Genomic DNA, 16,915 nt, shown 5'->3' with positions numbered 1-16,915 from the left:
GATTATATATACTGAAGATATTGAAGAATTTTATAAAGATTATTATTTAAACAATACAATATATAATCTTCTTTTAAATACTAAAAAAGTATATGCATATAAAAGTGAATATACAGTAAATGGATACATACAAGAAGGAAGCTTGTATGGATTAATTTTAAAGTTAATAGATAAAGGTGATTTTAATGAAAATAAATTATAGAGAAGATCAAACGCCTATAATAAATTATGAAGGTGGAACTATGGCGGTACCAGCAGTACCAGGAGCTGGAAAAACTTTTATAGTTACAAATTTAGTTGCAAAATTAATAAGTCAAGGCAAGCATAGACCAGGGAAAATACTAATACTTACTTATATGAATAGTGCAGTTAATAATTTTAAAGGTAGAATAGCAAAATTATTAGATGAAAAGGATATAGATGATAAAAATTCATATGAAGTAATGACTATTCATAGTTTGGCAGTAAAGATAATAAAAGAAAAGCCCGAAATTGTAATGTTAAGTGATGAATTTAGCATAGTTGATGACTTAAAGAAAAGCATTATATTAAATGAGAGTATAAATAACTTCAAAAATAACGGAGGAGAAAAAGCTTTTAATTTTTTTGTTAAAGAACAGAGAGATGAAGAATGGAGAAATAGATGTTTAGAGTCATGGAACCAAGGTTTTTTTGATTTAGTTACAAACTCTATAAGCGAGTTGAAATACAAGGATATTTCACCAGAAAAACTAGAAAATATAATTTTAAATGGACATAAAGGAATATTAAAATGTATTTTACCTATATACAAAGACTATGAAAGAAAGTTGAAAAATAATGGATTATTAGATTATGATGATATTTTGATATTAGCATATAAAGCACTTAGCAGTGATGAAGATTTAAAAATTAAGTTTCAAAAGCGATATTCATATATATTTGAAGATGAATGTCAGGACTCAAATGAACTTCAAGGAAAAATAATAAAATTATTATCAGAAGATAATAATAATTTAGTTCGTGTGGGAGATGTAAACCAAAGTATAAATGGAACATTCTCATCATCAGATCCAATGTTTTTTAAGCAATTTATGGAAGAAGCTGATAGTTGTTACAAAATGGATATGTCTAACAGAAGTTCTAAAGACATTATCGAATTATCAAATAGACTAGTAAAATTAATTACAAAAGAATTTTATTTAGAAGAGTGTAAAAGTGCGCTAGAAGATATGGAAATAAAAACAGTTCCAGATGGTAAGGGATATAAAGAAAATCCTAAACCTGATAAATATTTACTGAATGCAAAATGGTATGAAACATGGGAAAAAGAAATAGTACAAACTGTAAAGTTTGTAGAGTATATAAAAGCTAATACGCCAGATAAAAGTATAGGTATATTGGTTCCATTTAATAATCAAGTAAGGGAAGTAGCTCAAGTTTTGGAAACTCATAACTTAGAGTTTGATGAACTAGGACCAAACTCATCACATAAAAGGAAGATAATAAATAACATAGGTTATATAATTGATTTTTTATCTCAGTGTGACAGTACAGAAAAATTAATTAATGTTTTAGAAAAAGTGTATATAAATTCTGATAATAAAATAGGTAAAGATGAGTTTTTATGTAAATTAAAAAAATATGAAAGTGAAGATATAATATATGACACAGAAACAGTTATAGAAGATATTGTTATAGATAATAGAGATGAAATATATTTAACCTTTAAAAAAGGGATAGAATGTGTAAAAAATATAATAGAGTATGAATCTATAAAAGTAGATGAACTAATATTGATAATTGGTGAAAATATAGAAATATCAGATGAAGAAAAGGCTATGGTAGAGTATATAGCATTTTATGTTAGATACTTAATACTTGATAATCCAAATACAAGCTTATACGATATATCAAAAATACTTTTAGATGATAGAAATAGAGTATTTAATTACATAAGCGAAATAATATATGAAATAAATGGATATGAACCTAAGCCAGGAGGAATTACTGTTTGTACATACCATAAGTCAAAGGGTATGGAATGGGATGTTGTATTTTTACTTGATTTAACAGAATTTAAATTTCCAGCAGATATAAAACAAAAATTCCAGGGAGAATTATGGTATTTAAAAGATAAATATAAAAATCCAGTAGCTATAGCAAAATCTGAGGTTGAGTCAATAGTAACTGGTGATGCCCCTAAGGATTTTATGTACAAGCATAAAATAGATATAATAAATGAAAAAATAAGATTATTATATGTGGGGATAACAAGGGCAAAAGAAATGTTGATGTTATCAGGACATAGTTATAAAGATAATACAACAAATAAAAAGCAACAACAAAAACCATCTTTTTATTTTAATAGCTTAGGTAGATTTATAAAAGTTAAGAGAGGTGATATTGTTGAATAAAAAATTAGAGAATTTCTTGTTTAGTCAAAACTCTATAAATACTTATAGAAGTTGCCCATTAAAATTCAAATTTAAATATGTAGACAAATTAAATTGGAAACAAGATGATGAAGGAAGTAGAGATTACTATGAAAATCTTAAATTAGGTTCAGATTTCCATTTAATATGTGAGAGGTATTTTAGTAATATACCAACGGGAATAGAATTTTTAAATAATGAAGAATTCAATATATGGTTAGAAAAAATTAAAAGATTAATACCTATAAAAGATGATAAGTTATATCTTCCAGAGTATGAGGTTAGATATAGTTTGAATAATTTTAAAATACAGGCTAAATTTGATTTAGTTGTAGTAGATAAGGATAGTATAAGTATCTGGGATTGGAAAACAGAAAATAGAAAGATAGAATATAAAGATGTAGAAAATAGAATTCAAACTTTAGTTTATTTATTTTTAGCAAGTGAAACTATTGGTAAAATATATAACTTAGATATAGATTATAAAAATATAAAATTAAGTTATTATCAGCCAGAGTATTATAATGAGCCTATAACAATTAAATATAGTAATGAAAAACATAACATAAATAAAAAACAATTAGAAAACTATATAGGAAATATATTAAATACAAATTACGATGAAGAAAAAAATATAAAAAATATTAAACATTGCAAGTTTTGTGAGTTTAATAAATTATGCAATAATGAAGCTGTAAACTATAGCACATTGGAGGAAGAAATATATGAGCCTTAGATTTATACTTGGAAGAGGCGGGAGTGGGAAAACAACATATTGTTTAGAAGAAATTTCTAAGCAAGTTCTTGATGATGGAACATCCCCTATAATACTGCTAGTTCCAGAACAATATACATTTGAAAGTGAAAAAAGACTAAGTAATTATTTAAAAAAAGATCCATACCTTAGAGCTAGAGTACTTAGTTTTAAAACGTTAAGTAACATAGTATTTTCTCAGGTTGGAGGATTAACAGATATAAATATAAATGCTAGTGGTAGATCTATGATGATTTATAAAGCGTTAGAAGGGGTTAGTGAAGACCTTGAAATATTTTCAAAGGCAGCATCTCAACCTGGATTTATAGGTACAATAGCTGATATGATATCAGAGCTTAAGCAATATAGTATTTCTCATGAATCTTTAGAAAATATAGCTGGAGAAGTACAAAGTGAAACACTTAAACTAAAACTTCAGGATATAAGTAAGATATATGCTAATTATGAAAACATACTACATGAAAATTATATAGATTCACAAGATTTATTAGCATCGTTAGCGGATAAGATAGAAAGTTGTAATTACTTTGACAATGCAATAATTTACATTGATGAATTTACAGGTTTTACTCCAAATCAATATAGAGTAATAAAGAGTTTGCTACATAAAGCTGCAGAAGTAAATGTAACTTTGACATTAGATAACAACTTAGTTAAGACTTATAATAAGACAGATGTTTTTTCTCGTACTAAATTTACAGAAGAGAAATTAAAAAAATTATGCTTAGAATCAGGAGTTAGAATTAAGCCTGAAATAAGTTTAAATGCAAGCAAAATAAAAAGATTTGAAGGAAACAAAGAATTAGAACATCTTGAAAGAAATTACTATTCATATCCTTATAAAATATATGAAGAGGAGACAGAAAGTATAGCTATAAAAGAGTTTAGTAACTTATACTCAGAAGTAGAGCAAATAGCTAAAGAAATAGTATTTTTAGTTAGAGATAAAAAAGCAAGATATAGAGATATAACGGTAGTAACTAGAGATTTAAATAGATATGATTTTTTAGTTCAATCTATATTTAATGAATATGAAATACCTAATTTTATAGATAGTAAAAAAGAAGCTAAAAGTAATCCTATTATAGTTTTGATAATAGCAGCATTAGAAATGCAAAATAGGAGATATAACTATGAAACTATGTTTAGATATTTAAAAAGTGGTCTTTTAGGAATAAGTATAGAAGATATTAGTTTAATAGAAAATTATGTTTTAGCAAATGGAATAAAAGGTAAAAGATGGTTTGAAGAAAAGTGGAATTATAGAGTATATCATAAATTAAATGAAGATGAGAATGACTATGAAATAGATATAATAAATAGAGTTAATGAGATTAAAGATTTAATAATAAAACCTATAATTAAATTACAAGAAAAACTAAAAGGAAAAAATAAAGCAAAAGATATATGCAAATATATATATGAATTTTTATTAGATATAAATATACCTAACACTATACAAATAATGATTGATAAATTTAAAGAAAATAATGAGATAGATTTAGCTAATCAGTATGCTCAGGTTTGGGAGATTGTTGTTGATATACTAGACCAAATAGTAGAGATTATGGGTGAGGATACGATAAACTTAGATAAATTCATAAAAGTAATAAGTATTGGTTTTGATGAGTATGAATTAGCAACAGTACCCCCAAGTCTAGATCAGGTTTTAGTAAGTAGTGTAGACAGAATGAAAAACCCAAATACAAAGCATTTATATTTAATGGGAACTACAGATGGAATTTTTCCACTAATATCAAAAGATGATGGAATATTAAATGACAGTGATAGAAAAAATTTAGGAGATAATGGAGTAGAGGTTGATATTGACAGTAAAACTAAAACATTTGAAGAACAATTTTTAGTTTATAGAGCTTTAACCTCAACTAAATGTTCATTAACAGTTACATACCCAATTGCTGATCATGAAGGAAAAACATTAAGACCATCGATAATAGTGTCTAGACTTAAAAAGATATTTCCAAATATAAAAAATGCAAGCTATTTAAGTGATGTAAAATATTGTTCAAGTGAAGAAATAGTAGAAAATATAACTACTAAAGCACCTGTATTTAATGAACTTATAAAAGCTATAAAAGAATTTGAAGAAGAAAAATATATAGATTCTGTGTGGTTAGATGCATACAAATACTTCATACAAAATGATGACTATTACATTAGAGCAAAAAATATAATAGAAGGTTTAAATTACACAAATCAAGTTAAGCAGATAGAAAGTGAAAAAATAAGAGCATTATATGACAATAAAATATTCAGTGTTTCTAGGCTAGAAAAATATGCTCAATGTCCATTTGCTTATTTTATACAATATGGGCTAAAAGCAAAAGAAAGAAAAGAATTTGAATTTACTCCTCCTGATTTTGGAACATTTGTCCACAATATATTAGATAAGTTTTCAAAACAGTTATCTAAAGATAATTTAGACTGGAGAGAGATAACAGATGAATATATAGTAGAAAAAGTAACTATAATAGTGGATGATTTAATAGCTAAGATACCGGGATATATATTACAAAGTTCAGCAAGATATAAGTACTTGGCATATAGATTAAGAAATATGCTTGTATCAGCTATATCTATTATAAGTAATCAAATTAAAAAAGGATCATTTGATCCTGCAGACTATGAAGTAGAGTTTGGAGGAAATGGTAAATATCCACCTATTAAAATTGTTTTAGAAAATGGAGAAGAGATAAACTTAATAGGGCAAATAGATAGAGTAGATATGTTTGAAGATGGGCAAGAAAAATATATAAGAATTGTAGATTACAAATCTGGAAATAAAGATATGAGTCTTACGGATGTATATCATGGATTACAGCTACAGTTATTAGTTTATCTAGATGCAATATTAGAAAGTGCTAAATATAATGATGGAGATATAAATCCTGCTGCTATACTTTATTTTAAAATAGATGATCCTATTATTAAATCTAATGAAGATAAAGAAGATGATAGTATAAGAGAAGAAATACTGAAGAAGCTTAAAATGAAAGGTCTTGTATTAAAGGATAGCAATATAATTAGAAAGATGGACAATACATTACCTGAAGGAGAAAAAGCAACATCATTAGTTATACCAGCGTCTATAAACAAAGATGGAACTATTTCAAAAAACACATCAGGTGTAAATGAAGAAGAGTTTTCAATACTTAGAAAATATGTAAAACATACAATTAAAGAGTTAAGCAAAAATATGCTTGAAGGACATATTGGAATAGCTCCATATAAGACTAAAGAATCAACATCTTGTGATTTTTGTAGTTTTGCAACTATATGTTTATTTGATAGTACATTTAAAGACAATAGTTATAGAATTATAAACAAAAAAAGCCAAGATGAAATAATTAATAAAATGAGAGGAGAGGTTGAATAATGAGTTCTCCTAAGTGGACAGACGAACAACAAGCTGTAATAGATAGCAGAAATTGTAATCTTCTAGTAGCTGCTGCTGCAGGTTCAGGGAAAACAGCAGTACTAGTTGAACGTATTATACAGATAATAACAGACACTAAAAAGCCAGTGGATATAGATAAATTATTAGTAGTTACATTTACAAATGCAGCTGCTTCAGAAATGAGAGAGCGTATAGGAGATGCAATAGCTAAGGCATTAGATAAAAATCCTGAAAATAGCCATTTACAAAATCAATTAGTTTTATTAAATAGAGCAAGCATTACAACTATACATTCATTTTGTTTAGATGTAATAAAATCAAATTTTCATAAAATAAATATAGATCCTAACTTTAGAATAGGAGATCAAACAGAATGTTCTCTTTTAAAGCAAGAATGTATAGAAGAAATTTTTGAACAATACTATGAATCAAGAGATAAGGGATTTTTAAATTTAGTGGAAAGCTATGCAGAAAAAAGAGGAGATAAAGATTTACAAGATATAATATTATCTATATATAACTTCTCGATGGCATCACCATACCCTAAAAAATGGTTAGAAGATTCAGCTGAATTATTTAATATAAATGATGATTTTGATTTTTCAAATTCAATATGGTCAGAATCAATATTAAGTAATGTAAAAATAGAGATAGATGGAATAGCATCTAGTATGAAAAGTGCGATTGAATATGTAGATGGAATTGACGAATTAGAAACTTATAAGGAAAAATTAAATATAGAGTATTCTCAAATATTAAATATATTAAGTGCTTGCAATGAAGGCTGGGATAAGACATATTACTTTATGAGCAATATGCAATTTGAAAACTTCGCAAAAGGAGTTAAGAGATTAGGAAAAGATACCCCTGACTACATAAAAAAAGCAAGAGAAAATGCTAAATCTATAAGAGATAAAAATAAAAAATCATTAGAGAGTATAATAGGATCAACTTTTTATAAAAGTAATGAACAGATTTGTCATGAAATAAAGTATTTATATCCAGTTGTAACTTCTATTTCAAACCTTATAATAGCGTTTGAAGAAAAGTATCAAGAAAAGAAAAGAGAAAAAGGAATTATAGATTTTAATGATATAGAGCATTTTGCATTATCTATATTAACAGATGAAGATGAAGATGGAAATATAATACCATCAGATGTAGCTAAGATATATGTAGAAAAATTCTCAGAGATATTTATAGATGAATATCAAGATAGTAACTTGGTTCAAGAAGTTTTATTAAGTACTATCGCTAGTATTGAAAATCCAAATCGATTTATGGTTGGAGATGTAAAACAAAGTATATACAGATTTAGACAAGCAAAACCAGAAATATTTTTAGAAAAATATGCAACTTACGATACAGAAGAAGGTACTAAAAATAGAAAGATAATGCTATATAAGAACTTTAGAAGTAGGAAAGAAGTTGTAGATTGTGCAAACTATATTTTTGAAAATATAATGAGTAAAAATATAGGTGAAATCGAATATAGCGAAAAAGAAAGATTAAATTTAGGCGCAAGCTTTAAAGAGTGTGAAGAAGAAAATGTGTTAGTGGGAGGACCTGCCCAAATACATTTAATACAAAAAAATATTAAAGCTAAAAATGAATCAGATGAATCTGAGGAGAATGAGGAAGAACAAGAAGAAATAGATAACATACAATTAGAAGCTAGAATGTTAGGAAATATAATCAAAAACTTAATGAAACCCAATGAAGATGGGAAGGTAACAAAAGTTTATGATAAAAAAATTGATGGATATAGAAATGTAGAATTTAAAGATATAGTAATACTATTGAGAGCAACATCTAGTTGGGCACCTGTATTTGTTGAAGAGCTAATGAATATGGATATACCTACATATGCAGATACAGGTATTGGATATTTTGATACTATAGAGATAAAAACAATACTAGCATTACTTCAAATAATTGATAATCCAATGCAAGATATTCCTTTAATTGCAGTATTAAAGTCACCTATGTTTGGGTTTACACCAGAAGAGCTAATTGATATAAGAATAGAAGATAGACAGAAAAGTTTTTATGAAGCTTTACAAATAGCAGGTAGTAAAGATGGAGATTTAGGTGAAAAAATAAAATATTTCTTAGATAGATTAGATAATTTTAAAAATAAATCACTTTATATGAGTACTGATGAATTTTTATGGTACATATACATAGAAACTGGTTATTATGCATATGTAGGAGCACTACCAGCAGGAACACAAAGACAAGCTAATTTAAAGGTATTATTTGAAAGAGCTAAGCAATTTGAATCAACAAGCTTTAAAGGGATTTTCAATTTTATAAACTTTGTAAAGAAATTAAAGAGATCGAACTCTGATATGGGAAGTGCTAAAACATTAGGAGAAAATGCAAATGTAGTAAGAATCATGAGTATACATAAGAGCAAAGGGCTAGAGTTTCCTATAGTTATATGTGCAGGAATGGGTAAAAATTTCAATACTCAAGATTTTAGAAAAGACATTCTATATCACCATAGGTTAGGGTTTGGCCCTCAGCTAGTAGATTATGAGAGAAGAATATCATATCCTAGTATAGCGAAAGAAGCATTAAAAACAACTATAAACATGGAAAACTTATCAGAAGAAATGAGAGTTTTATATGTTGCATTTACACGACCTAAAGAGAAGTTAATCATAACAGGTTCGGTAAGAGATATAGAGAGCAGCATAAAAAAATGGTCTGAAGATCTAGATAATGAGGGACCTGTTTCAGAATATCAAATTTTAAAAGGGAAGAACTTTTTAGATTGGATAATGCCTGCAGTTATAAAGCATAAAGATTTAGATGAACTGCGCAGTATAATTGAATTAGACGCTAATTACTTAAATAATCATGAATCAAATTGGGAAACTAGAATATGGGAAAGATCGGATATATTAATAGAAAAGACTTCTAATGATGAAGAGGAAAGCATAGATACAATTTTATCTAATTTAGATATGAGCGAAAATGAAAGTGAATTTTATGAAGATATTAAATATAAGCTAGATTATAAATATCCATTCATGGAATCTGTTAATAGGGCAGGAACTATATCTGTTACCGAAATAAAACGATTAGAAAATAAAGCAGAGATTGATTATAGTGCTCAAGAATTAATTGAAAAGCAAACTGAAATAAAAACTCCGTTATTTATACAAGAAGATGTAAGTAAAAATAAATTAACTGGAGCTCAAAAAGGTACTATAATGCACTTATTCATGCAAATTGTTGATTTAACTAAAGTGAGCAATTTAAATGAAATTAATGAAGAAATTAATTTAGCTGTAAAAAAGAAAGTATTAACACAAACTCAGGCAGATACTATAAATCCATATAAAGTATTAAAGTTTTTTAAATCTAATTTAGGAAAAAGAATGTTAAGTTCTTATTATTTAAAAAGAGAACAAGCTTTCTATTTACAAATAAACATGAGTGATATATTCAAAAATGATGATAGAGTAGAAATTATAGAAAATGAAGATAAACTTATGGTAAGAGGGATAATAGATGCTTACTTTGAAGAAAATGATGAACTTGTTATAGTAGATTATAAAACTGACTTTGTAAATGAAGAAAATAAAGATACTATTACAGAAAAATATACTAAACAGCTTGAAATATACAGTAGGGCGTTGAGTACATTAACAGGCAAGAAAGTTAAAGAAGCATATATATACTTATTTGGAACTGAGGAAGAAGTTTTATATAAGTTTGATTAATAAAAAAAGTGCGATGGTTTTATAAAACCATCGCACTTTTTTATTAGGGGAGAGATATAAAATTATACTTTTCGTATACTATAATTATTTACAAATTTAAGATTTATATACGGAAAAATAAAAAATTCGCTTCGCTCATGTCGTCAACGTCCACTCGGTAAACTCGTGTCCCGTTACTCAAACGACTTCGTACGTTGCTCAAAAATCTTTTTTACGCTCAAAAAATATAAGATTGATATAACTAAGTTTCATAAGTTATCCATAGATTTTTAGTAATCATAATTTTAATAAGCGTAAAAAAATCACCTATACAAGGGGGGTATAGGTGATAATGGGGGGATAAAAATTATTTATTTTCCGATCATATTTTAATTATTAACAACCATTTGATTATTATTCATAGTTATTAAGTTTTTTTTATTAAGAAAGGATATTAACTTCCTTTCTTAATTTTAATATATTCATAAAAAGAATATTTGTTACTATTTTCAACATAAATTAATAAATTTCTTATTATTTAGTTTTTATATTTAGCTAAATCAAAGTTTGCAGCAAATTCTTCAAATCCAACTCTATCTATATATGATCCTAAACGTTCTTTGTTATTTGCATTGTCTGAATACAAGTTAACTATATCATCTACTAAATCTAAAACTTTTTCATCAGGGATACCCATGACAAGTCTATCTCCTAGTCTAGGAATTGTACCACCTTTGCCACCTACGAAAATAGTCCAGCCTTTTGGAGTACCCATTAATCCAATATCTCTAGTATGATTATCGGCACAACTATTAGGACATCCACTAACGCCTATTTTTAACTTATTTGGCAAATTCATTCCATGATATCTATCATCTAATTTTAAACCTATACTTACTGAATCTTTAAAACCTCTTTTACAAAAAGATGTTCCAGGACATGTTTTAATACTTCGTACACATAAGCCTATAGCAGCTCCAGGTTTCATGCCTAGATCTTGCCATGCAGAATCAATGTCATTTTCTTCAAGTCCAACTAGTGCTATACGTTGAGCAGCTGTTATTTTTATAGCTTTAGCATTATACTTATCGGCAACATCAGCAAGCTTTCTAAGTTGGTCAGAAGTTATCAAACCAGCAGGAACATGAGGAGCAATTGCATAAGTTTTTTTATCTCTTTGAAGGACTGCACCTTTATCTAATAAATCTTTCATAATTACCTCCTAAATATGTATTTAAAAATATTATATGGATATATAAAAAAAATATAAGATATATGATATTTTTTAATTTAATGAACAATATATATAAGTGAAGGTTATTATTTTTATTAATAAATAAGCTTATCCTTTATGCAAGTTTTTCCAGGTGAAATTTCCAAATTTTAAAATACTATGATATAATTATTGTAATAAATAAAAAGTATAAATTTAGGAGTGTGGTAAAGATTGGATTCGACCGGTGGTAATACTATTATTCAAATAGTGATGCTAGTAATTTTACTAATAGGATCAGGTTTCTTCTCAGCATCAGAGACAGCGTTGATGTCCCTTAGTAGAATTAGAGTTAGACATATGCAAGAAGAAGGAGTAAAGGGAGCTAAATTAGTTGGGAAATTAACTGAAGATTCAGGTAAACTTTTAAGCTCAATATTAGTAGGGAACAATGTTGTTAATATAGCGGCAACATCTATATCAACATCATTATTTATAAGTATACTGGGGACACAAGGTGTTGCAGTAGCAACTGCCTTAATGACTATATTAGTTTTAATTTTTGGAGAAATAACACCAAAGACAATAGCAGCTAATAACTCAGAAAAAATAGCTATATTAGTTTCAAAACCTATAAAGGTAATCATATTAATTTTAACGCCAGTAGTATGGATATTTAACATAATTACAAATATTATATTTAAAATATTTGGAATTAAGTCTAAATCAGGGCAACCATACATAACAGAAGAAGAATTAAGAACTATGGTTAATGTGAGTCAAGAAGAAGGCGTTTTAGAAATAGAAGAAAGACAAATAATAAATAATGTATTTCAATTTGGAGATATGCAGGCTAAGGAAGCTATGGTTCAAAGACTTGACATGGTATGTATAGATGCAGACGATGGATATAAAGAGATAATAAGCTTATTTAAAGAAGAACAATTTAGTAGAATGCCTGTATATGAAGAGTCAGCAGACGATATAATTGGAATAGTTAATATAAAAGATATTATATTTTTAGAGGAAGATGAAATAGCTAATTTTGATATAAGAAATTATGTCAGAGAGGCATTTTTTACTTATGAGTTTAAAAAGATAACAGAGTTACTTGAAGAAATGAAAAAAGATAAGAGTCAAATGGCCATAGTTGTAGATGAGTATGGTGGTACTGCAGGACTTATAACAATAGAAGACTTAGTCGAAGAAATTGTTGGTGAAATAGAAGATGAATACGATGAAGATGAATCGGATATTGAAGTGATAAAAGAAGATGAATATATAATAGATGGTAGTAAAAAAATATCAGAGGTAAACGAACTTATAGGAACAAATTTAGAATCGGAAGAATTTGATTCTATTGGTGGATTTATAATTGGTCATTTAAAAAGACTTCCAGAGGAACATGAAGTTATCGAAGTCGATGGTGTTAAACTTTGTATAGAGAGTCTAGATAAAAATAGAATAAAGAAAATAAGAGTATTTACATAAGGTGTCATTTTGGCACCTTATTTTTTTATAAATAAAGAAATTATACACAAATTTAACAATTTATTACAAAGACTTTATTTGATAAATTTCAAAGAAAGTATTATAATTAAAACGTATTCATTTAATTACAATAGGGTGGATTAAAGAAACGAATTAGAATATATGGAGGGACTTTAAAGTGAAAGAAAAAGTACTTGAAAGATTTTTAAAATATGTGGCATTTGATACAACTGCAGATCCAAAAAACTCAAATTGTCCATCAAGCGAAGGGCAAAGAGTATTTGCTAAATATTTAGTTGAAGAATTAAAAGGATTAGGGCTTGAAGATGCAAATGTTGATGAAAATAGCTATGTAATGGCTACATTAAAAGGAAATGTAGAAGGAGTTCCTACTATAGGATTTATATCTCACTTAGATACAGCTCCAGACGTAACTGGAAAAGATGTAAAGCCTAGAATAATAGAAAACTATGATGGAAAAGATATAGTTTTAAATGAAGAATTAAATGTAGTTACATCAACTAAAGATTACCCAGAAATGAAAACTTTAGCTGGACAAGATATAATAGTTACAGATGGTACTACTTTACTAGGAGCAGATGATAAAGCTGGTATAGCTGAAATAGTAACTGCAATAGAATACTTAGTAAATAATCCAGAAATAAAACACGGGGATATAAAAATAGGATTTACTCCAGATGAAGAAGTAGGTAGAGGAGCAGATTTATTTGACGTTGAAAAATTTGGAGCAAAATATGCATACACTATAGATGGTGGGATACTTGGAGAGCTTCAATATGAAAACTTCAATGCAGCTGCAGCTACTATAACTATACAAGGTAGAAACGTACATCCAGGTAGTGCAAAAAATAAATTAGTTAATGCATTACATATAGCAGCAGAAATATCTGATATGTTCCCTGCTAGCGAAAGACCAGAAACTACTGAAGGATATGAAGGTTTCTATCATTTAAATGATATAAATGGTAATGTTGAAAGTGCTACTATGATATATATAATAAGAGATCATGATAAAGCTAAGTTTGAAGAAAGAAAAGCATTCATGACATCTGCAATAGAGAAAATAAACGAGAAGTATGAAGGAAGAGTAAAATTAGATTTAAATGACCAATACTACAATATGAAAGAAAAAGTAGAACCAGTTAAATTTGTAGTAGATATAGTTGAAGAAGCTATGAAAGAAACTGAAATAGCACCTTTAATAGTACCTATAAGAGGTGGAACTGATGGAGCTAGATTATCATTCATGGGATTACCTTGTCCAAACATATTTACTGGAGGATTAAACTTCCACAGTAAAAATGAATGTATATCAGTTCAAGCTATGGAAAAAGGAGCTAACTTAATAGTTAAGATAGCTGAAAAATACACTGAAGTAAAATAATAAACAATGAATAAAAATGAACTCTATACTAGTATGGAGTTCATTTTTTATTTATTATAAATTTATAATTTCATTTGAGTTTATATCAATTAGATTTATATCTAAATCTAATTCATGAGAACTTTCTAGCATATCTATAATTGCAACTGAATGAGAACCATCTTTTGGAATAGAAGTACTTCCAGGATTTATAACTATAAGATTTTCATCAATAAAAAGCTCTTTTACATGAGTATGGCCAAGTATTAAAATATCAGCACCCATAGATTTTGCCTTTTTTATAGTTTCTTCTTTAGAATCTACATATCCATGATTTATTAATATTCTAGCTTCTCCAAATTGACTTAAAACATAAGGTCCTTGTATAGGATGCTTTATAACCATTTGGTCTACATCTGCATCACAATTTCCGCGAGCTATAAGTATATTATCTAATTCATTTATTTTAGATATAACACCTTTAGGGTTGTATCCATCAGGTAAATCATTTCTAGGACCATGGTATAAAACATCTCCAGCATGAAGTATAATATCACATTCAGATAAAGTATCTAAAGCTTTCTCAAAATAAAGTAAGCTACCATGTGTATCGCTCATTACACCTATTTTCATAAAATTAACCTCCTAAATATTATAAAAATTTTTCAGAGACTCTGCTCCAAAATTCATAGTTATCGAGTCTAACTAATTTAACAAATACGTCTGATGTAGTAATTGATATGCTTGTTATTCTTTCGAATCTATGCTCAACTCCATCAACGACTATTAATAAAGAATCTTCAAATCTATACTCTGGCAAAATGCCAATTAATGCATCATGAGGAAATATAATACTAGAAGTAAAGCACCTATATGCATTAGTATTTATAGGGTGTAGAGGAGTTAACTGCATAAGTTTTAAGCTAGGATCAACTATACTACCGCCAGCAGCATAGTTATAAGCTGTTGAACCAGTTGGTGTAGAAATTAATAGCCCATCTCCACTAAAGTTTTGAATATCTTTATTATTGACATTTAAGTTAAGATGTATAGTTCTAGATTTATCTCCTTTTATGACAACATCATTGACCGCAAACATATCTATACAGCTTCCTTTTGTACATATAGTTGCTTGTACAAGAGGTATATCTTGTAGTATAAAGTTACCTTTTTTATAATCATCAATAAATTTATCAATAAAATTAGGATATACATCGGTAAAAAAACCTAGATGACCAGTATTTATACCTAAAATAGGTATTTCAGGAAAATCGAAGTCATGAACAGTTTTTAAAAAAGAACCATCACCGCCAATTGATATTATAAGCTCAGCCGCACCATCAAAAGTATAGCTTACGTTAAAGCCAGCACAAATTAGTTTTTCAGTTAGTACATCTCTTGTTTTAATAGATAGATCTAATGAATTTGAGTTTATTATTATCGTTCTTTTCATATCCCCACCTCTTTACATTTGTATTATAACATAATTTAAAAATTAATTGATAACTTAGTAAAATATGTAATGGATAAATAAAAAGTCTTATCTATTCTGCAAAAATAGTATAAAATAGATAATGTTATTATAATTGAAAGTAGGTGTAAATTTGTTCAAAAAAGAAGAACAAAGATATGATGTTATATCTTACACAAGTGAGGAAAATGCAACTTTAAAAGAAATATTATTAGATAAGTTGAATTTCTCAGTAAGATCTTTATCAAAAATGAAAAGAAACCAAAGCGTTTTAGTAAATGGTACGTTTAAAAAGCCAAGTACTACTATAGAAAAAGGTGACCTAATAGAGGTTAAAATAGAAGAAGATATGGCAAATTTTATGCCTCAAGACTTAAATTTGGAAGTGATTTATGATGATTTTGACTTAATAATGGTAAATAAGCCTCCGTTTATAGTTGTACATCCAACAAAGAGTCACAATATAAATACAATTGCAAATGGAATTACAGATTATATAATTAAACGAAATGAAAAAGTTAAAATAAGATTTGTAAACCGATTAGATATGAATACATCAGGATTAGTAATAGTAGCTAAAAATGCATATGCTCATTATACTCTATCTAAAGATATGAGTGATGATAAGGTAATAAAAAAATATATAACCATTGTAAAGGGAATTGTAAAAGATGATTTTGGGACTATAAATGAGCCTATATATAGACCTGGTGAAGATAGTATAAAAAGAGTCATTGATGATAGAGGTCAAGAATCAGTTACTCATTACAAAGTTTTAGAAAGATTAAATGATGCCACTGTACTAGAAATTAAACTAGAAACGGGTAGAACTCATCAAATAAGAGTTCATATGAGCCATATTGGTCATGGTATAATTGGAGATGAACTATATGGATATGTAGATGAAGAATTAATAAATAGACAAGCTTTACATGCTTATAGTCTAGAGTTTAATCAGCCAAGAACAAAAGAAAGTTTAAAATTCAAAGCGGAAATTCCACAAGATATGAAAGATTTAATAGAAAAATTAAGATAG

The 16,915-nt window shown here is 27.5% G+C and carries 11 protein-coding genes; 8 read left to right on the top strand and 3 right to left on the bottom strand.

Annotated elements, in window-relative coordinates; translation table 11 throughout:
- From RWY47_RS14710 to addA, 5 genes are all read left to right on the top strand, one after another.
- Positions 1-202: hypothetical protein (locus RWY47_RS14710; protein ID WP_316030359.1), on the top strand; the 202-nt coding region annotated here is incomplete at its 5' end.
- Positions 186-2,396 carry an ATP-dependent helicase gene (locus tag RWY47_RS14705; RefSeq protein WP_150842131.1) on the top strand — a complete coding sequence of 737 codons (2,211 nt, stop codon included), beginning with the start codon at positions 186-188 and terminating at the stop codon, positions 2,394-2,396. The genes RWY47_RS14710 and RWY47_RS14705, both read left to right, overlap by 17 nt.
- Positions 2,389-3,150, top strand: coding sequence for a PD-(D/E)XK nuclease family protein (locus tag RWY47_RS14700; protein WP_021428653.1), 762 nt, complete (start codon positions 2,389-2,391; stop codon positions 3,148-3,150). The genes RWY47_RS14705 and RWY47_RS14700 overlap by 8 nt, the downstream gene beginning before the upstream one ends.
- On the top strand, positions 3,140-6,586 hold the full coding sequence (gene addB, locus RWY47_RS14695) for a helicase-exonuclease AddAB subunit AddB (protein WP_316030358.1): 3,447 nt from the start codon (positions 3,140-3,142) through the stop codon (positions 6,584-6,586). The genes RWY47_RS14700 and addB overlap by 11 nt, the downstream gene beginning before the upstream one ends.
- Entirely contained in the window at positions 6,586-10,341 is a 3,756-nt protein-coding gene (gene addA / locus RWY47_RS14690; protein WP_224171159.1) for a helicase-exonuclease AddAB subunit AddA, read from the top strand. Before addB ends, addA begins: the two co-directional genes overlap by 1 nt.
- Positions 10,342-10,858: 517 nt before the next feature.
- On the opposite strand, the gene RWY47_RS14685 is transcribed toward addA, so the two are convergent.
- Positions 10,859-11,533: an NAD(P)/FAD-dependent oxidoreductase gene (locus RWY47_RS14685; protein WP_226883358.1), complete on the bottom strand. Its 675-nt coding sequence runs from the start codon at positions 11,531-11,533 to the stop codon at positions 10,859-10,861.
- Positions 11,534-11,806: 273 nt separating this feature from the next.
- Between RWY47_RS14685 and RWY47_RS14680 the strand changes: the two genes are divergently transcribed.
- Positions 11,807-13,024: an HlyC/CorC family transporter gene (locus RWY47_RS14680; protein WP_035779754.1), complete on the top strand. Its 1,218-nt coding sequence runs from the start codon at positions 11,807-11,809 to the stop codon at positions 13,022-13,024.
- A 178-nt stretch (positions 13,025-13,202) separates the two neighbouring features.
- Entirely contained in the window at positions 13,203-14,429 is a 1,227-nt protein-coding gene (pepT, locus tag RWY47_RS14675) for a peptidase T (RefSeq protein WP_316030357.1), read from the top strand.
- A gap of 54 nt (positions 14,430-14,483) precedes the next feature.
- Here pepT and yfcE read toward each other — a convergent pair whose 3' ends face one another.
- Positions 14,484-15,041: a phosphodiesterase gene (gene yfcE, locus RWY47_RS14670; protein ID WP_021428624.1), complete on the bottom strand. Its 558-nt coding sequence runs from the start codon at positions 15,039-15,041 to the stop codon at positions 14,484-14,486.
- Between the two features lie 19 nt (positions 15,042-15,060).
- The gene (locus RWY47_RS14665) at positions 15,061-15,861 is read right to left on the bottom strand and encodes an NAD(+)/NADH kinase (RefSeq protein WP_021428657.1); all 801 of its coding nucleotides are present in this window, start codon (positions 15,859-15,861) and stop codon (positions 15,061-15,063) included.
- A gap of 151 nt (positions 15,862-16,012) precedes the next feature.
- On the opposite strand from RWY47_RS14665, the gene RWY47_RS14660 reads away from it, so the two are divergent.
- Complete coding sequence (locus RWY47_RS14660) at positions 16,013-16,915, top strand: RluA family pseudouridine synthase (RefSeq protein ID WP_021428639.1); 903 nt, start codon at positions 16,013-16,015, stop codon at positions 16,913-16,915.

The organism is Paraclostridium sp. MRS3W1, from assembly GCF_032465715.1.
GTDB classification, from domain to species: domain Bacteria; phylum Bacillota; class Clostridia; order Peptostreptococcales; family Peptostreptococcaceae; genus Paraclostridium; species Paraclostridium dentum.
The sequence above is the reverse complement of the archived record's forward strand: the minus strand, read 5'-3'. Positions and strand labels throughout refer to the sequence as shown.

Coding starts and splice junctions, on each gene's coding strand:
- RWY47_RS14705 (WP_150842131.1), top strand. CDS start 186: ATGAAAATAAATTATAGAGAAGATCAAACGCCTATAATAAATTATGAA.
- addB (WP_316030358.1), top strand. CDS start 3,140: ATGAGCCTTAGATTTATACTTGGAAGAGGCGGGAGTGGGAAAACAACA.
- addA (WP_224171159.1), top strand. CDS start 6,586: ATGAGTTCTCCTAAGTGGACAGACGAACAACAAGCTGTAATAGATAGC.
- RWY47_RS14685 (WP_226883358.1), bottom strand. CDS start 11,533: ATGAAAGATTTATTAGATAAAGGTGCAGTCCTTCAAAGAGATAAAAAA.
- RWY47_RS14680 (WP_035779754.1), top strand. CDS start 11,807: ATGCTAGTAATTTTACTAATAGGATCAGGTTTCTTCTCAGCATCAGAG.
- yfcE (WP_021428624.1), bottom strand. CDS start 15,041: ATGAAAATAGGTGTAATGAGCGATACACATGGTAGCTTACTTTATTTT.
- RWY47_RS14665 (WP_021428657.1), bottom strand. CDS start 15,861: ATGAAAAGAACGATAATAATAAACTCAAATTCATTAGATCTATCTATT.